Origin of the sequence: Streptomyces sp. NPDC015125, assembly GCF_043080045.1 — a bacterium.
Lineage (GTDB): Bacteria > Actinomycetota > Actinomycetes > Streptomycetales > Streptomycetaceae > Streptomyces.
The window spans coordinates 23,118-38,152 of record NZ_JBIBVF010000024.1 but is presented as its reverse complement, the minus strand read 5'-3'; the positions used below and the strand labels follow the sequence as shown (position 1 = coordinate 38,152).

Below are 15,035 nucleotides of genomic sequence, written 5' to 3'. Positions count from 1 at the left end.
GAGAAATGGGTATCCGCAAGTACAAGCCGACGACCCCGGGCCGTCGTGGCTCCAGCGTCGCCGACTTTGTCGAGATCACGCGGTCCACGCCGGAGAAGTCGCTGGTCCGCCCGCTGCACAGCAAGGGCGGCCGTAACAACGCCGGTCGTGTGACCGTTCGCCACCAGGGCGGTGGCCACAAGCGCGCCTACCGAGTGATCGACTTCCGTCGTCACGACAAGGACGGCGTGCCGGCCAAGGTCGCGCACATCGAGTACGACCCGAACCGCACCGCGCGCATCGCGCTCCTGCACTACGCAGACGGCGAGAAGCGCTACATCATCGCGCCCCGTGGCCTGGTCCAGGGTGCTCGGATTGAGAACGGCGCTGGCGCCGACATCAAGCCGGGCAACAACCTGCCGCTGCGTCACATCCCCGTGGGTACGACGATCCACGCGATCGAGCTGCGTCCGGGCGGCGGTGCGAAGTTCGCCCGCTCGGCCGGTGCCTCCGTGCAGCTGCTGGCGAAGGAGGGCCGCATGGCCCACCTTCGTATGCCGTCCGGCGAGATCCGCCTGGTCGACGTGCGCTGCCGCGCCACCGTCGGCGAGGTCGGCAACGCCGAGCAGTCGAACATCAACTGGGGTAAGGCCGGCCGCATGCGCTGGAAGGGCGTCCGCCCGACCGTGCGTGGTGTCGTGATGAACCCCGTCGACCACCCGCACGGTGGTGGTGAGGGCAAGACCTCCGGTGGTCGCCACCCGGTCTCGCCGTGGGGTCAGAAGGAGGGTCGTACTCGTTCGCCGAAGAAGGCGAGCAACAAGTACATCGTCCGCCGCCGCAAGACGAACAAGAAGCGCTAGGAGCGGGTTTAGATGCCGCGCAGTCTCAAGAAGGGGCCCTTCGTCGACGACCACCTTTCCAAGAAGGTGGATGTTCAGAACGATGCCGGCACCAAGAACGTCATCAAGACCTGGTCCCGCCGCTCCATGATCGTCCCGGCCATGCTCGGCCACACGATCGCGGTGCACGACGGCCGCAAGCACGTCCCGGTGTTCGTCACCGAGTCGATGGTCGGCCACAAGCTCGGCGAGTTTGCGCCGACCCGCACCTTCCGCGGCCACGAGAAGGACGACCGCAAGTCGCGGCGTCGTTGATCGGCGGAGTGCGAAGACTATGACTGACACCGAAGGGACAACCATGGAAGCCAGGGCCCAGGCGCGGTACATCCGCGTCACGCCCATGAAGGCCCGCCGCGTGGTGGACCTTATCCGTGGCATGAATGCCACGGAGGCTCAGGCGGTCCTGCGTTTCGCCCCGCAGGCCGCGAGCGTGCCGGTGGGCAAGGTGCTGGACAGCGCCATTGCCAACGCCGCGCACAACTACGACCACACCGACGCCGGCAGCCTCGTCATCTCCGAGGCGTATGTCGACGAGGGCCCGACCCTGAAGCGGTTCCGTCCGCGTGCCCAGGGCCGTGCCTACCGGATCCGCAAGCGGACCAGCCACATCACCGTGGTCGTCAGCAGCAAGGAAGGAACCCGGTAATGGGCCAGAAGGTTAACCCGCACGGGTTCCGGCTCGGCATCACCACCGACTTCAAGTCGCGTTGGTACGCCGACAAGCTGTACAAGGACTACGTCAAGGAAGACGTCGCCATTCGTCGCATGATGACGAAGGGCATGGAGCGCGCCGGTATCTCCAAGGTGGAGATCGAGCGCACCCGTGAGCGCGTCCGCGTTGACATCCACACCGCTCGTCCGGGCATCGTCATCGGCCGCCGCGGCGCCGAGGCCGACCGCATCCGCGGCGAGCTGGAGAAGCTGACCGGCAAGCAGGTCCAGCTGAACATCCTCGAGGTCAAGAACCCCGAGACCGATGCTCAGCTGGTGGCCCAGGCCGTCGCCGAGCAGCTGTCCTCCCGCGTCTCCTTCCGTCGCGCCATGCGTAAGAGCATGCAGTCGACGATGAAGGCCGGCGCCAAGGGCATCAAGATCCAGTGCGGTGGCCGTCTCGGCGGCGCCGAGATGTCCCGCTCGGAGTTCTACCGCGAGGGCCGTGTGCCCCTGCACACGCTCCGTGCGAACGTCGACTACGGCTTCTTCGAGGCCAAGACCACCTTCGGCCGTATCGGTGTGAAGGTCTGGATCTACAAGGGCGACGTCAAGAACATCGCCGAGGTGCGTGCCGAGAACGCTGCCGCCCGTGCGGGTAACCGCCCGGCCCGCGGTGGCGGCAACGACCGCCCGCGCCGCGGTGGCGAGCGTGGCGGCCGCGGTGGCCGCAAGCCGCAGCAGCAGACCGCCGCTGCCGAGGCCCCCAAGGCCGAGGCCGCTGCCGCTGCTCCGGCGGAGACCCCCGGAACGGAGGCCTGACCGACATGCTGATCCCTCGCAGGGTCAAGCACCGCAAGCAGCACCACCCGAAGCGCAGCGGTATGGCCAAGGGTGGCACCGAGCTGGCCTTCGGTGAGTACGGCATTCAGGCCGTCACCCCGGCTTACGTGACGAACCGTCAGATCGAGTCCGCTCGTATCGCGATGACCCGTCACATCAAGCGTGGCGGCAAGGTCTGGATCAACATTTACCCGGACCGCCCGCTCACGAAGAAGCCGGCCGAAACCCGCATGGGTTCCGGTAAGGGTTCTCCGGAGTGGTGGGTCGCGAACGTCAAGCCCGGTCGGGTGATGTTCGAGCTGTCCTTCCCGAACGAAAAGGTTGCCAAGGAGGCGCTGACCCGCGCCGCCCACAAGCTTCCGATGAAGTGCCGCATTGTGCGGCGCGAGGCAGGTGAGTCGTGATGGCGGCCGGTATCAAGGCGACCGAGCTGCGCGAGCTGAATGACGAGGACCTCGTCGGCAAGCTTCGTGAGGCCAAGGAGGAGCTGTTCAACCTCCGCTTCCAGGCGGCGACCGGACAGCTCGAGAACCACGGTCGGCTCAAGTCCGTCCGTAAGGACATCGCCCGGATCTACACCCTGATGCGTGAGCGCGAGCTGGGCATCGAGACGGTGGAGAGCGCCTGATGAGCGAGAAGAATGTGACTGAGACGAACGAGCGCGGTTTCCGCAAGACCCGTGAGGGTCTCGTCGTCAGCGACAAGATGGACAAGACCGTCGTCGTCGCTGTCGAGGACCGCGTCAAGCACGCGCTGTACGGCAAGGTCATCCGCCGTACCAACAAGCTCAAGGCGCACGACGAGCAGAACGCTGCCGGCGTCGGCGACCGCGTCCTCCTGATGGAGACCCGGCCGCTGTCCGCCACCAAGCGCTGGCGCATCGTCGAGATCCTCGAGAAGGCCAAGTAATCCCTCCTAGGGGGACCCCCTAGGAACAGTTCCGCCAGGCTCGGCAGGGGCTCCGTCTCGTATGAGGCAGCCCCTGCCGGGAACCGGCAGACAAACAGGAGATAGACGTGATCCAGCAGGAGTCGCGACTGCGTGTCGCCGACAACACTGGTGCGAAGGAGATCCTTTGCATCCGTGTTCTCGGTGGTTCCGGTCGCCGCTACGCGGGCATCGGTGACGTCATCGTCGCCACCGTGAAGGACGCGATCCCCGGTGGCAACGTGAAGAAGGGTGACGTCATCAAGGCGGTCATCGTTCGCACCGTCAAGGAGCGCCGCCGTCCGGACGGCTCGTACATCCGCTTCGACGAGAACGCGGCCGTCATCCTCAAGAACGATGGCGACCCCCGCGGCACCCGCATCTTCGGCCCGGTGGGCCGGGAGCTGCGCGAGAAGAAGTTCATGAAGATCATCTCGCTCGCGCCGGAGGTGCTGTAACCGATGAAGATCAAGAAGGGCGACCTGGTCCAGGTCATCACCGGTAAGGACAAGGGCAAGCAGGGCAAGGTCATCCAGGCCTTCCCCCGCGAGGACCGTGTCCTGGTCGAGGGTGTCAACCGGGTCAAGAAGCACACCAAGGCCGGACAGACCGCTCGTGGTTCGAAGACCGGCGGCATCGTGACGACCGAGGCCCCTGTCCACGTGAGCAACGTTCAGCTCGTCGTGGAGAAGGACGGGAACAAGGTCGTCACCCGCGTCGGATACCGCTTCGACGACGAGGGCAACAAGATCCGCGTTGCCAAGCGGACCGGTGAGGACATCTGATGACTGCCACCACCAACGCGCCGCGTCTCAAGACGCGCTACCGCGAAGAGATCGCCGGGAAGCTGAAGGACGAGTTCTCGCTCGAGAACGTCATGCAGATCCCCGGTCTGACCAAGATCGTGGTCAACATGGGTGTGGGCGACGCCGCCCGCGACTCCAAGCTGATCGAGGGCGCCATCCGCGACCTCACCACGATCACCGGACAGAAGCCGGCCGTCACGAAGGCCCGTAAGTCCATCGCGCAGTTCAAGCTGCGCGAGGGCCAGCCGATCGGTGCCCACGTCACCCTCCGCGGTGACCGCATGTGGGAGTTCCTGGACCGCCTGCTGTCGCTGGCGCTGCCGCGCATCCGCGACTTCCGTGGTCTGTCCCCGAAGCAGTTCGACGGTCGGGGCAACTACACCTTCGGTCTCACGGAGCAGGTCATGTTCCACGAGATCGACCAGGACAAGATCGACCGGACGCGGGGCATGGACATCACCGTGGTCACCACGGCGTCCAACGACGATGAGGGCCGCGCCCTGCTTCGTCACCTCGGCTTCCCGTTCAAGGAGAACTGACCGTGGCGAAGAAGGCTCTGATCGCTAAGGCGGCTCGTAAGCCGAAGTTTGCTGTCCGCGCGTACACGCGTTGCCAGCGCTGCGGCCGTCCGCACTCCGTCTACCGCAAGTTCGGCCTGTGCCGCGTGTGCCTTCGTGAGATGGCTCACCGTGGCGAGCTGCCGGGCGTGACCAAGAGCTCCTGGTAATCCCTTAGTTGGGATGACCAGAAGCTCTCGGTAAGCATTCGGCCGGCGGGCGCCCACCCCTCTTTTCCCGTAGGGTAGAAGGGTTTGGGCGTCTCGCCGCCCGAGACCGACCGCGGGCCGAGCCCGCATAACGTCGCTTACTACGCCGTAGGTCCCCGCGCCGCACCCGTCCCGACTCTGATCGGGGAGAGGGATGGCGCACATAGGAAACCCCGGCGAGAGAGGCCGAAGGCCAATTCATGACCATGACTGATCCCATCGCAGACATGCTGACCCGTCTGCGGAACGCGAACTCGGCATACCACGACGACGTCGTGATGCCGCACAGCAAGATCAAGTCGCACATCGCGGAGATCCTCCAGCAGGAGGGTTACATCACCGGCTGGCGCGTCGAGGACGCCGAGGTTGGCAAGAACCTCGTCCTCGAGCTGAAGTTCGGCCCGAACCGCGAGCGCTCGATCGCCGGCATCAAGCGAATCTCGAAGCCGGGCCTGCGGGTCTACGCAAAGTCCACAAGTCTGCCGAAGGTTCTCGGCGGCCTGGGCGTGGCGATCATCTCCACGTCCCACGGTCTCCTGACCGGCCAGCAGGCCAGCAAGAAGGGCGTGGGTGGGGAAGTCCTCGCCTACGTCTGGTAACCAGGGAACGGAGGAATAGCTAATGTCGCGTATTGGCAAGCTGCCCATCCAGGTTCCCGCTGGTGTGGACGTCACCATCGATGGCCGCACGGTCGCGGTGAAGGGTCCCAAGGGCTCCCTTTCGCACACCGTCGCCGCGCCCATCGAGGTCGCCAAGGGTGAGGACGGCGTCATCGCCGTCACCCGCCCGAACGACGAGCGTCAGAACAAGGCCCTGCACGGCCTGTCCCGCACGCTGGTGGCGAACATGATCACCGGCGTGACCCAGGGCTTCAGCAAGGCGCTCGAGATCAGCGGTGTCGGTTACCGCGTCCAGGCGAAGGGCTCCAACCTGGAGTTCTCCCTGGGCTACAGCCACCCGATCCTGATCGAGGCGCCCGAGGGCATCTCCTTCAAGGTCGAGTCCCCGACCAAGCTCAGCGTCGAGGGCATCGACAAGCAGAAGGTCGGCGAGGTTGCGGCGAACATCCGCAAGCTGCGCAAGCCTGACCCGTACAAGGCCAAGGGCGTCAAGTACGCCGGCGAGGTCATCCGCCGCAAGGTCGGAAAGGCTGGTAAGTAAGCCATGGCATACGGTGTGAAGATCGCCAAGGGCGACGCTTACAAGCGTGCCGCCGCCAAGCGGCGCCACATCCGCATCCGTAAGCGGATTTCGGGTACCCCGGAGCGTCCGCGTCTGGTGGTGACGCGGTCCAACCGTGGCATCACCGCGCAGGTCATCGACGACATTGCGGGCCACACGCTGGCCTCGGCGTCGACCCTGGACGCGTCGATCCGTGGTGGCGAGGGCGACAAGAGCGCTCAGGCCAAGCAGGTCGGTTCCCTGGTTGCCGAGCGTGCCAAGGCCGCCGGTGTCGAGGCCGTCGTGTTCGACCGTGGTGGCAAGCAGTACGCCGGGCGGATTGCCGCTCTGGCCGACGCCGCCCGCGAAGCCGGGCTGAAGTTCTAAGCCCCGGTTCCGGAGCTAGCGGACGTAACAGAGAGAGGTAAATCCAATGGCTGGACCCCAGCGCCGCGGGAGCGGTGCCGGTGGCGGCGAGCGGCGGGACCGGAAGGGTCGCGACGGTGGCGCTGCCGCCGAGAAGACCGCATACGTTGAGCGCGTTGTCGCGATCAACCGTGTCGCCAAGGTTGTCAAGGGTGGCCGTCGCTTCAGCTTCACCGCGCTGGTCGTGGTGGGCGATGGTGACGGCACCGTAGGTGTCGGTTACGGCAAGGCCAAGGAAGTTCCGGCTGCCATCGCCAAGGGCGTGGAAGAGGCCAAGAAGAACTTCTTCAAGGTCCCCCGTATCCAGGGCACCATCCCTCACCCCATCCAGGGCGAGAAGGCTGCGGGCGTCGTCCTGCTCAAGCCGGCTTCCCCCGGTACCGGTGTGATCGCCGGTGGCCCCGTGCGTGCCGTTCTGGAGTGCGCGGGCATCCACGACGTGCTGAGCAAGTCGCTCGGCTCGTCGAACCCGATCAACATCGTGCACGCCACGGTGACCGCGCTTCAGGGCCTGCAGCGCCCCGAGGAGATCGCGGCCCGTCGTGGCCTGCCGCTGGAGGACGTTGCTCCCGCCGCTCTGCTGCGGGCGCGTGCCGGGGTGACCGCGTAATGGCGCACCTCAAGATCACGCAGACGAAGTCCTTCATCGGTAGCAAGCAGAACCACCGCGACACCCTCCGTTCGCTGGGCCTCAAGCGGCTCAACGACGTGGTTGTCAAGGAGGACCGTCCCGAGTTCCGCGGCATGGTGCACACCGTCCGCCACCTCGTGACGGTTGAGGAGGTCGACTGACATGGCGGAGAACAACCCGCTGAAGGTCCACAACCTCCGGCCCGCCCCGGGCGCCAAGACCGCCAAGACCCGTGTCGGTCGTGGTGAGGCGTCCAAGGGTAAGACCGCTGGTCGTGGTACCAAGGGCACGAAGGCCCGTTACCAGGTTCCGGAGCGCTTCGAGGGCGGGCAGATGCCCCTCCACATGCGCCTCCCGAAGCTGAAGGGCTTCAAGAACCCCGCCCACAAGCAGTTCCAGGTCGTGAACCTGGACAAGCTGACCGCGCTCTACCCGCAGGGTGGCGAGGTCACGGTGACCGACCTGGTCGCCAAGGGCGCGGTGCGCAAGAACGAGCTCGTCAAGGTGCTCGGCACCGGCGAGGTCTCCGTGGCGCTGCAGGTGACGGTTGACGCCGTTTCCGGCTCCGCCAAGGAGAAGATCGCCGCTGCCGGCGGCACCGTCACCGAACTCATCTGAGTTCGCTGACTCAACTGACCGGGGATGCCCATCGTTTGGGGCATCCCCGGTTGGTCGTTCCACGGGGGTATGGTCGCCGGTAAGGTGGGATGGACTGCTGTTTTCCGGGCTCCGTCCCGGACCCCCGCCGCGCGGGCCGTGTCTGCGCGGTTTTTGCCCGCTACGTATTCGTCGATCCTCAAGACCGTCACCTCTCGCATTCAAGGCGGGAGGCGCAGGAGGCACCGTGCTCACCGCGTTCGCCCGAGCGTTCAAGACGCCCGACCTGCGCAAGAAGCTGCTGTTCACATTGGGCATCATCGTGCTCTACCGGATCGGCGCACACGTCCCGGTCCCCGGGGTCAACTATGCGAACGTCGAGACCTGCATGAAGCAGGCCGGCGGGAGCAGCGGGTTGTTCGCCCTGGTGAACATGTTCAGCGGTGGTGCGCTGCTGCAGATCACGATCTTCGCGCTGGGGATCATGCCGTACATCACGGCGAGCATCATCCTCCAGCTGCTGACTGTGGTGATTCCCCGGCTGGAAGCCCTCAAGAAGGAGGGGCAGTCCGGGCAGGCGAAGATCACGCAGTACACCCGCTATCTGACCGTGGCGCTCGCCATCCTGCAGGGCACCGGCCTGGTGGCCACCGCCCGCAGTGGTTCGCTCTTCCAGAGCTGCCCGGTCGCCAGCGAGATCGTGCCCAGCGACTCGATCTTCACCACCATCACCATGGTCATCACGATGACCGCCGGCACCGGCCTGATCATGTGGCTCGGTGAGTTGGTCACCGACCGCGGTATCGGCAACGGCATGTCGATCCTGATGTTCATCTCGATCGCCGCCGGCTTCCCGGGCGCGCTGTGGCAGATCAAGCTCCAGGGCAAGCTGGCCGACGGCTGGATCGAGTTCTTCGCCGTCATCGCGGTGGGCCTCGCCATGGTCGCCCTGGTGGTCTTCGTCGAGCAGGCCCAGCGGCGCATTCCGGTGCAGTATGCGAAGCGGATGATCGGCCGCCGGTCCTATGGCGGTACGTCCACCTACATCCCGCTCAAGGTGAACCAGGCGGGTGTGATTCCCGTCATCTTCGCGTCATCGCTGCTCTACATTCCAGCCCTCATTGCACAGTTCAGCGGGTCGAAGGCGGCATGGGCGACGTGGATCGCCACCAACTTCACCAAGGGAAATCACCCGGTTTACATCGTTACGTACTTCCTGCTGATCGTGTTTTTCGCCTTCTTCTACGTCGCCATCAGCTTCAACCCCGAAGAAGTTGCCGACAACATGAAGAAGTATGGTGGCTTCATCCCGGGTATCCGGGCTGGTCGCCCGACGGCCGAGTACCTCAGCTACGTGCTCAACCGGATCACGTGGCCGGGCTCGCTGTACCTGGGGCTGATCGCGCTCGTACCAACAGTGGCGTTGGTGCTTTTCAACGCGAACCAGAACTTCCCGTTCGGCGGGACGAGCATCCTGATCATCGTGGGTGTGGGTCTGGAGACCGTGAAGCAGATCGAGAGCCAGCTTCAGCAGCGCAACTACGAAGGGTTCCTCCGCTGATGCGAATCGTCCTCGTCGGACCCCCGGGGGCCGGCAAGGGTACGCAGGCTGCGTACCTTGCCAAGAACCTCGAGATCCCGCACATCTCCACGGGGGACCTGTTCCGCGCCAACATCAGCCAGGGCACGCCCCTCGGCCGCGAGGCGAAGTCGTACATGGACGCCGGCAACCTGGTGCCCGACTCGGTCACCATTGCGATGGCCGAGGACCGTATGGAGCAGCCCGACGCGGCAGGCGGTTTCCTCCTGGACGGCTTCCCGCGCAACCTTGGCCAGGCCAAGGCGCTGGACGAGTACCTCAAGGACAAGAACCTCACGCTGGACGCCGTCCTGGACCTGGAGGTCCCGGAGGACGAGGTCGTCAAGCGGATCGCCGGCCGGCGGATCTGCCGCAACGACTCCAGCCACGTCTTCCACGCGGAGTACAACAAGCCGAAGGCCGAGGGCGTCTGCGACGTCTGCGGCGGCGAGCTGTACCAGCGGGACGACGACCGCGAGGAGACCGTCCGCAAGCGGCTGGAGGTCTACCACACGGAGACCGAGCCGATCATCGACTACTACAAGGACCAGGACCTGGTCGTCACCATCCCCGCGATGGGGAAGGTCGACGAGGTGACCCGGCGGGCCATGGCGGCCCTGCCGTCCCGGGACGCGTAGCAGCACACGGCTTCCGATACGGCCGCGGTGCCCGCAAGGGCGCCGCGGCCGTATCGTGTACGGGGCGGTCGTGACGGCCGCCGGATATGCGTTGTAGTCGGTTCAGGAAGGCGCCAGCCGTCATGGTGGAGATCAAGACCCCCGAGCAGATCGCGAAGATGCGCGAGGCGGGGCTGGTGGTCGCCGCCATTCACGCGGCGACCCGGGAGGTCGCGGTGCCCGGCGCCACGACCAAGGATCTGGACGACGCGGCACGCAAGGTGCTCGCCGAGCACGGGGCGAAGTCGAACTTCCTCGGTTACGGCGGCTTCCCCGCAACGATCTGCACCTCCGTCAACGATGTCGTGGTCCACGGCATCCCCGACACGGAGACGGTGCTGCAGAACGGCGACATCATCTCCATCGACTGCGGCGCGATCATCGACGGCTGGCACGGCGACGCGGCGTACACCGCCTTCGTCGGGTCCGGTCACCCGGCGGAGCTGGTCGAGCTGAGCCGGGTCACCGAGGAGTCGATGTGGGCCGGGATCGCGGCGGTCGCCAAGGGCAACCGGCTGGTCGACATCTCCAAGGCGATCGAGGGCTACATCCGCCGCCAGCCGCGGCCGGCGAACGGTAAGTACGGCATCGTCGAGGACTACGGCGGCCACGGCATCGGCTCGCAGATGCACATGGACCCGCATCTGCTGAACTACGTCGACCGCAAGCGCGGCCGGGGCCCGAAGCTGGTGCCCGGCTTCTGCATCGCCATCGAGCCGATGGTCAATCTCGGCACGGCCAAGACCCACGTCCTCGACGACGACTGGACGGTCAAGTCGAACGACGGCAGCTGGTCCTCGCACTGGGAGCACTCGGTCGCGCTGACCGAGGACGGCCCGCTGGTGCTGACCGCGCCGGACGGCGGCAAGGCCAAGCTCGCCGAGCTGGGGATCACGGCTGCGCCCGACCCTTCCGCTAAGGCATAGGGGCCAGGGGGAGATCCTCCTCAGCTGATCCGCCGGGCGGCCCGACCCACCCGGCCGACCGGCCCCGGGCATAAGGATCTCCCCGGGTGGGCAATAATCCTGGATTCGTCTTTTGCTGGGCGCTGACGTAGACTAACGCGTCGGCTCTCGTGCATCCGTATGCCCTCTTGGTCGAGGGTGTGGTGCGGGATAGTCGATCAAGGTAGCCGATTCGAAGGGCGAAGCGTGGCCAAGAAGCAAGGTGCCATCGAGATCGAGGGCACCGTGATCGAGTCCCTCCCGAACGCCATGTTCAAGGTGGAGCTCCAGAACGGTCACAAGGTCCTCGCGCACATCAGCGGAAAGATGCGGATGCACTACATCCGTATCCTCCCGGATGACCGGGTCGTCGTGGAGCTCTCTCCCTACGACCTGACGCGTGGCCGGATCGTCTACCGCTACAAGTAGATCTTGTCGCCGCCCCGCTCCCGTGGGGTGACGGCACTGACCCGGAGAACCTCACATCCCATGAAGGTCAAGCCGAGCGTCAAGAAGATCTGCGACAAGTGCAAGGTGATCCGCCGTCACGGCCGGGTCATGGTCATCTGCGACAACCTGCGCCACAAGCAGCGCCAGGGCTGACGCACGCCGACCACCTGCATTTCGCAGTTTTCGCGCGACGCAAGCACATACGTACATACGCAGTCACCCGACCCCCGCATCACTCGCGTGGGGACGACACCCTCGGCTCGGAGGCCGGGGACCCGGCTCGTAATTCTGCAGAGTCTTACGGGAACGGTGCTGCGGAAGACCTCCGAATAGCCATCAGGAGCCACATCAATGGCACGCCTCGCAGGCGTTGATCTCCCGCGCGAAAAGCGTGTGGAGGTCGCCCTCACCTACGTCTTCGGTATCGGGCGGACGCTGTCGCAGCAGACCCTCGCCGCCACCGACGTGGACCCGAACACCCGTGTTCGCGATCTTGCCGAGGAAGACCTCATCAAGATCCGCGAGTACGTGGACAACAACCTCAAGACCGAGGGTGACCTCCGTCGCGAGATCCAGGCCGACATCCGCCGCAAGGTCGAGATCGGCTGCTACCAGGGTCTGCGTCACCGTCGCGGTCTGCCGGTGCACGGTCAGCGCACCAGCACGAACGCCCGTACCCGCAAGGGTCCGCGTCGCGCGATCGCCGGCAAGAAGAAGCCGGGCAAGAAGTAGTCCTCAGCAGGACGCACTGTGTGCCCTGGGGGAGACCCCCCAGGCCCCTGCAAGCGGTCTTCGCTGTAGGACCGACCACCTCCACGGGAGTAATGAATGCCTCCGAAGGGCCGTACGGCCGGCGCCAAGAAGGTGCGCCGCAAGGAGAAGAAGAACGTTGCCCACGGGCACGCTCACATCAAGAGCACGTTCAACAACACGATCGTTTCGATCACCGACCCCACGGGCAACGTGATTTCTTGGGCCTCTGCCGGCCACGTCGGCTTCAAGGGCTCGCGCAAGTCCACCCCCTTCGCCGCGCAGATGGCCGCCGAGTCGGCCGCCCGCCGCGCGCAGGAGCACGGCATGCGCAAGGTTGACGTCTTCGTCAAGGGTCCCGGCTCCGGCCGTGAGACCGCGATCCGCTCCCTCCAGGCCACCGGCCTCGAGGTGGGTTCGATCCAGGACGTCACCCCCACCCCGCACAACGGATGCCGCCCGCCCAAGCGCCGCCGCGTCTGACCAGCTGAAGTAGGAGACAAAACAATATGGCGCGTTACACCGGGGCCGACTGCAAGCGTTGCCGTCGGGAGAAGCAGAAGCTCTTCCTCAAGGGGAGCAAGTGCGAGAGCGCAAAGTGCCCGATCGAGATCCGTCCTTACCCCCCGGGTGAGCACGGTCGCGGGCGCACCAAGGACAGCGAGTACCTGCTCCAGCTTCGTGAGAAGCAGAAGTGCAGCCGTATCTACGGTGTCCTTGAGAAGCAGTTCGTGAACTACTACAAGGAAGCGAACCAGAAGACCGGCAAGACCGGTGAGAACCTTCTGCGCATCCTTGAGACTCGTCTCGACAACGTGGTCTACCGGGCCGGCTTCGCCAAGTCCCGCGACCACGCCCGTCAGCTGGTCCGTCACGGACACATCACGGTGAACGGCCGCAAGACCGACATTCCGTCGGCTCGCGTGGCCGTGAACGACATCGTCGAGGTCCGCCAGGGCTCTCGGAACCTGACCCCGTTCGCGGTGGCGCAGGCCGAGGCCGGCGAGAGGACCGTTCCGGCCTGGCTGGAAGCGATTCCCTCGAACCTGCGGATCCTCGTGCACAGCATGCCCGAGCGCCAGGTGATCGACACCCAGGTGCAGGAGCAGCTGATCGTTGAGCTCTACTCCAAGTAAGAGCTGACCGGTGGGGGCGGTACGGAGCTGTATGCGCCGTGCCGCCCGTACCCTTGTCAGTACAGCGGGCGTCAAATAGCGGGCGTCCACGACTGAAGGATCGAACACCATGCTGATTGCTCAGCGTCCCTCGTTGACCGAAGAGGTCGTCGACGAATACCGCTCCCGGTTCGTGATCGAGCCGCTGGAGCCGGGCTTCGGCTACACCCTCGGCAACTCCCTGCGTCGGACCCTCCTGTCCTCGATTCCGGGTGCGGCGGTCACGTCCATCCGCATCGACGGTGTCCTGCACGAGTTCACCACCGTGCCGGGCGTCAAGGAGGACGTCACCGACCTCATCCTCAACATCAAGCAGCTGGTGGTCTCCAGCGAGCACGACGAGCCCGTCGTGATGTACCTGCGCAAGCAGGGCCCCGGGCTGGTCACCGCTGCGGACATCGCCCCGCCGGCCGGTGTCGAGGTGCACAACCCGGACCTGGTCCTCGCCACGCTCAACGGCAAGGGCAAGCTGGAGATGGAGCTGACCGTCGAGCGCGGTCGCGGCTATGTCTCCGCCGTCCAGAACAAGCAGGTGGGCCAGGAGATCGGCCGTATCCCGGTCGACTCCATCTACTCGCCGGTGCTCAAGGTCACGTACAAGGTCGAGGCGACCCGTGTCGAGCAGCGCACCGACTTCGACAAGCTGATCGTCGACGTCGAGACCAAGCAGGCCATGCGCCCGCGGGACGCCATGGCGTCCGCCGGCAAGACCCTGGTCGAGCTGTTCGGTCTGGCGCGCGAGCTCAACATCGACGCCGAGGGCATCGACATGGGCCCGTCCCCGACGGATGCCGCCCTGGCCGCCGACCTGGCGCTGCCGATCGAGGAGCTGGAGCTCACGGTCCGCTCGTACAACTGCCTCAAGCGTGAGGGCATCCACTCCGTGGGTGAGCTCGTGGCGCGCTCCGAGGCCGACCTGCTCGACATCCGCAACTTCGGTGCGAAGTCGATCGACGAGGTCAAGGCGAAGCTGGCCGGCATGGGCCTGGCCCTCAAGGACAGCCCGCCCGGATTCGACCCGACCGCTGCTGCCGACGCCTTCGGCGCGGACGACGACGCGGACGCCGGGTTCGTGGAGACCGAGCAGTACTGAGTTTGTCCGGCTGGGGCCCGGGAGCGATTCCCGGGCCCCTGTCGTGCCGGCCACCGGCTTGTGTTTCCGGCTGGGGGCCCGGGGGTTGTCCCCCGGAAAATGCAGAATCTTCCGCGGGGCGGCCGCCTCGTGGGAACTGACACCGGTACCTGATACGGCCGGTGCAGCGATGAAGGAGATACACCATGCCGAAGCCCGCCAAGGGTGCCCGTCTGGGCGGCAGCGCTGCGCACGAGCGTCTGATGCTGCGCAACCTGGCCACGTCGCTCTTCGAGCACGGCCGCATCACGACGACCGAGGCCAAGGCCCGTCGTCTGCGTCCGTACGCGGAGCGTCTGGTGACCAAGGCGAAGAAGGGCGACCTTCACAACCGCCGTCAGGTCATGCAGCTGATCTCGGACAAGAGCGTCGTGCACACGCTCTTCACGGAGATCGCCCCGCGGTTCGAGAACCGCCCGGGTGGCTACACCCGTATCACCAAGATCGGTAACCGCCGTGGCGACAACGCGCCCATGGCCGTCATCGAGCTGGTGGAGGCGCTGACCGTGGCCCAGCAGGCCACCGGTGAGGCCGAGGCCGCGACGAAGCGTGCGGCCAAGGACGCGGAGGCGGCCGAGGCCGTCGAGGCGACCGAGGAGTCGAAGGACGCCTGAGTCCTGACGGACGTGTGAGCGGGTC

At 65.8% G+C, this 15,035-nt stretch carries 27 protein-coding genes; all 27 read left to right on the top strand.

What is annotated here, in order from left to right:
• Positions 1-5: 5 nt before the first annotated feature.
• The 27 genes from rplB to rplQ all read left to right on the top strand — a co-directional run bounded on the left by rplB (position 6) and on the right by rplQ (position 15,010).
• Positions 6-842 carry a 50S ribosomal protein L2 gene (rplB, locus tag ACF088_RS34130; protein ID WP_088798407.1) on the top strand — a complete coding sequence of 279 codons (837 nt, stop codon included), beginning with the start codon at positions 6-8 and terminating at the stop codon, positions 840-842.
• A 12-nt stretch (positions 843-854) separates the two neighbouring features.
• Entirely contained in the window at positions 855-1,136 is a 282-nt protein-coding gene (rpsS, locus tag ACF088_RS34125) for a 30S ribosomal protein S19 (RefSeq protein ID WP_018090899.1), read from the top strand.
• 43 nt (positions 1,137-1,179) lie between these two features.
• Positions 1,180-1,527, top strand: a complete 348-nt coding sequence (rplV, locus tag ACF088_RS34120) for a 50S ribosomal protein L22 (protein ID WP_037839423.1) — start codon at positions 1,180-1,182, stop codon at positions 1,525-1,527.
• Positions 1,527-2,354: a 30S ribosomal protein S3 gene (rpsC, locus tag ACF088_RS34115; RefSeq protein WP_030986147.1), complete on the top strand. Its 828-nt coding sequence runs from the start codon at positions 1,527-1,529 to the stop codon at positions 2,352-2,354. The genes rplV and rpsC overlap by 1 nt, the downstream gene beginning before the upstream one ends.
• Positions 2,355-2,359: 5 nt before the next feature.
• Complete coding sequence (gene rplP / locus ACF088_RS34110; RefSeq protein WP_006604880.1) at positions 2,360-2,779, top strand: 50S ribosomal protein L16; 420 nt, start codon at positions 2,360-2,362, stop codon at positions 2,777-2,779.
• Positions 2,779-3,003, top strand: a complete 225-nt coding sequence (gene rpmC / locus ACF088_RS34105) for a 50S ribosomal protein L29 (protein WP_030074787.1) — start codon at positions 2,779-2,781, stop codon at positions 3,001-3,003. The genes rplP and rpmC overlap by 1 nt, the downstream gene beginning before the upstream one ends.
• A complete protein-coding gene (rpsQ, locus tag ACF088_RS34100; RefSeq protein ID WP_006604882.1) occupies positions 3,003-3,284 on the top strand; it encodes a 30S ribosomal protein S17 in 282 nt (93 codons plus the stop codon). The genes rpmC and rpsQ overlap by 1 nt, the downstream gene beginning before the upstream one ends.
• A gap of 107 nt (positions 3,285-3,391) precedes the next feature.
• Positions 3,392-3,760, top strand: coding sequence for a 50S ribosomal protein L14 (rplN, locus tag ACF088_RS34095; protein ID WP_003992364.1), 369 nt, complete (start codon positions 3,392-3,394; stop codon positions 3,758-3,760).
• Positions 3,761-3,763: 3 nt separating this feature from the next.
• Positions 3,764-4,087, top strand: coding sequence for a 50S ribosomal protein L24 (gene rplX / locus ACF088_RS34090; protein WP_006604883.1), 324 nt, complete (start codon positions 3,764-3,766; stop codon positions 4,085-4,087).
• The gene (gene rplE / locus ACF088_RS34085) at positions 4,087-4,647 is read left to right on the top strand and encodes a 50S ribosomal protein L5 (protein WP_086717611.1); all 561 of its coding nucleotides are present in this window, start codon (positions 4,087-4,089) and stop codon (positions 4,645-4,647) included. Before rplX ends, rplE begins: the two co-directional genes overlap by 1 nt.
• Before the next feature lie 2 nt (positions 4,648-4,649).
• Entirely contained in the window at positions 4,650-4,835 is a 186-nt protein-coding gene (locus ACF088_RS34080; RefSeq protein ID WP_004571834.1) for a type Z 30S ribosomal protein S14, read from the top strand.
• 239 nt (positions 4,836-5,074) lie between these two features.
• Positions 5,075-5,473 (top strand): 30S ribosomal protein S8, encoded by a 399-nt coding sequence (rpsH, locus tag ACF088_RS34075; protein ID WP_127151657.1) that lies wholly within the window; start codon positions 5,075-5,077, stop codon positions 5,471-5,473.
• Between the two features lie 22 nt (positions 5,474-5,495).
• Positions 5,496-6,035, top strand: coding sequence for a 50S ribosomal protein L6 (rplF, locus tag ACF088_RS34070; RefSeq protein WP_350251609.1), 540 nt, complete (start codon positions 5,496-5,498; stop codon positions 6,033-6,035).
• Positions 6,036-6,038: 3 nt separating this feature from the next.
• Positions 6,039-6,422: a 50S ribosomal protein L18 gene (gene rplR / locus ACF088_RS34065; RefSeq protein ID WP_129295748.1), complete on the top strand. Its 384-nt coding sequence runs from the start codon at positions 6,039-6,041 to the stop codon at positions 6,420-6,422.
• Positions 6,423-6,468: 46 nt separating this feature from the next.
• Positions 6,469-7,071 carry a 30S ribosomal protein S5 gene (gene rpsE / locus ACF088_RS34060; protein ID WP_006604888.1) on the top strand — a complete coding sequence of 201 codons (603 nt, stop codon included), beginning with the start codon at positions 6,469-6,471 and terminating at the stop codon, positions 7,069-7,071.
• Complete coding sequence (gene rpmD, locus ACF088_RS34055) at positions 7,071-7,253, top strand: 50S ribosomal protein L30 (RefSeq protein WP_030074796.1); 183 nt, start codon at positions 7,071-7,073, stop codon at positions 7,251-7,253. Before rpsE ends, rpmD begins: the two co-directional genes overlap by 1 nt.
• Position 7,254: 1 nt before the next feature.
• Positions 7,255-7,710, top strand: coding sequence for a 50S ribosomal protein L15 (gene rplO / locus ACF088_RS34050; RefSeq protein WP_392379748.1), 456 nt, complete (start codon positions 7,255-7,257; stop codon positions 7,708-7,710).
• A gap of 226 nt (positions 7,711-7,936) precedes the next feature.
• Positions 7,937-9,250 carry a preprotein translocase subunit SecY gene (gene secY / locus ACF088_RS34045; protein WP_392379747.1) on the top strand — a complete coding sequence of 438 codons (1,314 nt, stop codon included), beginning with the start codon at positions 7,937-7,939 and terminating at the stop codon, positions 9,248-9,250.
• Positions 9,250-9,906, top strand: a complete 657-nt coding sequence (locus ACF088_RS34040; protein ID WP_392379745.1) for an adenylate kinase — start codon at positions 9,250-9,252, stop codon at positions 9,904-9,906. Before secY ends, ACF088_RS34040 begins: the two co-directional genes overlap by 1 nt.
• 122 nt (positions 9,907-10,028) lie before the next feature.
• Positions 10,029-10,871 (top strand): type I methionyl aminopeptidase, encoded by an 843-nt coding sequence (gene map / locus ACF088_RS34035; protein ID WP_392379744.1) that lies wholly within the window; start codon positions 10,029-10,031, stop codon positions 10,869-10,871.
• Between the two features lie 225 nt (positions 10,872-11,096).
• Positions 11,097-11,318 carry a translation initiation factor IF-1 gene (infA, locus tag ACF088_RS34030; protein ID WP_003956442.1) on the top strand — a complete coding sequence of 74 codons (222 nt, stop codon included), beginning with the start codon at positions 11,097-11,099 and terminating at the stop codon, positions 11,316-11,318.
• 60 nt (positions 11,319-11,378) lie between these two features.
• Complete coding sequence (gene rpmJ / locus ACF088_RS34025) at positions 11,379-11,492, top strand: 50S ribosomal protein L36 (RefSeq protein ID WP_003956441.1); 114 nt, start codon at positions 11,379-11,381, stop codon at positions 11,490-11,492.
• A gap of 198 nt (positions 11,493-11,690) precedes the next feature.
• The gene (rpsM, locus tag ACF088_RS34020) at positions 11,691-12,071 is read left to right on the top strand and encodes a 30S ribosomal protein S13 (RefSeq protein WP_392379743.1); all 381 of its coding nucleotides are present in this window, start codon (positions 11,691-11,693) and stop codon (positions 12,069-12,071) included.
• 96 nt (positions 12,072-12,167) lie between these two features.
• On the top strand, positions 12,168-12,572 hold the full coding sequence (rpsK, locus tag ACF088_RS34015; protein ID WP_004571845.1) for a 30S ribosomal protein S11: 405 nt from the start codon (positions 12,168-12,170) through the stop codon (positions 12,570-12,572).
• A 26-nt stretch (positions 12,573-12,598) separates the two neighbouring features.
• On the top strand, positions 12,599-13,225 hold the full coding sequence (gene rpsD, locus ACF088_RS34010; RefSeq protein ID WP_311623450.1) for a 30S ribosomal protein S4: 627 nt from the start codon (positions 12,599-12,601) through the stop codon (positions 13,223-13,225).
• Between the two features lie 109 nt (positions 13,226-13,334).
• Positions 13,335-14,357: a DNA-directed RNA polymerase subunit alpha gene (locus ACF088_RS34005; protein WP_003956430.1), complete on the top strand. Its 1,023-nt coding sequence runs from the start codon at positions 13,335-13,337 to the stop codon at positions 14,355-14,357.
• A 185-nt stretch (positions 14,358-14,542) separates the two neighbouring features.
• Positions 14,543-15,010 (top strand): 50S ribosomal protein L17, encoded by a 468-nt coding sequence (gene rplQ, locus ACF088_RS34000; protein WP_392379742.1) that lies wholly within the window; start codon positions 14,543-14,545, stop codon positions 15,008-15,010.
• Positions 15,011-15,035 lie beyond the last annotated feature (25 nt).

Bases quoted from the DNA above. Each gene is read 5' to 3' on its own strand.
- rpsH (WP_127151657.1), top strand. From the start codon at position 5,075: ATGACCATGACTGATCCCATCGCAGACATGCTGACCCGTCTGCGGAAC.
- rplR (WP_129295748.1), top strand. From the start codon at position 6,039: ATGGCATACGGTGTGAAGATCGCCAAGGGCGACGCTTACAAGCGTGCC.
- rplB (WP_088798407.1), top strand. From the start codon at position 6: ATGGGTATCCGCAAGTACAAGCCGACGACCCCGGGCCGTCGTGGCTCC.
- rplX (WP_006604883.1), top strand. From the start codon at position 3,764: ATGAAGATCAAGAAGGGCGACCTGGTCCAGGTCATCACCGGTAAGGAC.
- rpsM (WP_392379743.1), top strand. From the start codon at position 11,691: ATGGCACGCCTCGCAGGCGTTGATCTCCCGCGCGAAAAGCGTGTGGAG.
- rpsD (WP_311623450.1), top strand. From the start codon at position 12,599: ATGGCGCGTTACACCGGGGCCGACTGCAAGCGTTGCCGTCGGGAGAAG.
- map (WP_392379744.1), top strand. From the start codon at position 10,029: ATGGTGGAGATCAAGACCCCCGAGCAGATCGCGAAGATGCGCGAGGCG.
- rpsS (WP_018090899.1), top strand. From the start codon at position 855: ATGCCGCGCAGTCTCAAGAAGGGGCCCTTCGTCGACGACCACCTTTCC.
- rplO (WP_392379748.1), top strand. From the start codon at position 7,255: ATGGCGGAGAACAACCCGCTGAAGGTCCACAACCTCCGGCCCGCCCCG.
- rplF (WP_350251609.1), top strand. From the start codon at position 5,496: ATGTCGCGTATTGGCAAGCTGCCCATCCAGGTTCCCGCTGGTGTGGAC.
- rpsE (WP_006604888.1), top strand. From the start codon at position 6,469: ATGGCTGGACCCCAGCGCCGCGGGAGCGGTGCCGGTGGCGGCGAGCGG.
- rpmJ (WP_003956441.1), top strand. From the start codon at position 11,379: ATGAAGGTCAAGCCGAGCGTCAAGAAGATCTGCGACAAGTGCAAGGTG.
- rplQ (WP_392379742.1), top strand. From the start codon at position 14,543: ATGCCGAAGCCCGCCAAGGGTGCCCGTCTGGGCGGCAGCGCTGCGCAC.
- rpsQ (WP_006604882.1), top strand. From the start codon at position 3,003: ATGAGCGAGAAGAATGTGACTGAGACGAACGAGCGCGGTTTCCGCAAG.
- rplV (WP_037839423.1), top strand. From the start codon at position 1,180: ATGGAAGCCAGGGCCCAGGCGCGGTACATCCGCGTCACGCCCATGAAG.
- rpsK (WP_004571845.1), top strand. From the start codon at position 12,168: ATGCCTCCGAAGGGCCGTACGGCCGGCGCCAAGAAGGTGCGCCGCAAG.
- ACF088_RS34040 (WP_392379745.1), top strand. From the start codon at position 9,250: ATGCGAATCGTCCTCGTCGGACCCCCGGGGGCCGGCAAGGGTACGCAG.
- rplE (WP_086717611.1), top strand. From the start codon at position 4,087: ATGACTGCCACCACCAACGCGCCGCGTCTCAAGACGCGCTACCGCGAA.
- ACF088_RS34005 (WP_003956430.1), top strand. From the start codon at position 13,335: ATGCTGATTGCTCAGCGTCCCTCGTTGACCGAAGAGGTCGTCGACGAA.
- rpmC (WP_030074787.1), top strand. From the start codon at position 2,779: ATGGCGGCCGGTATCAAGGCGACCGAGCTGCGCGAGCTGAATGACGAG.
- rpmD (WP_030074796.1), top strand. From the start codon at position 7,071: ATGGCGCACCTCAAGATCACGCAGACGAAGTCCTTCATCGGTAGCAAG.
- rplP (WP_006604880.1), top strand. From the start codon at position 2,360: ATGCTGATCCCTCGCAGGGTCAAGCACCGCAAGCAGCACCACCCGAAG.
- rpsC (WP_030986147.1), top strand. From the start codon at position 1,527: ATGGGCCAGAAGGTTAACCCGCACGGGTTCCGGCTCGGCATCACCACC.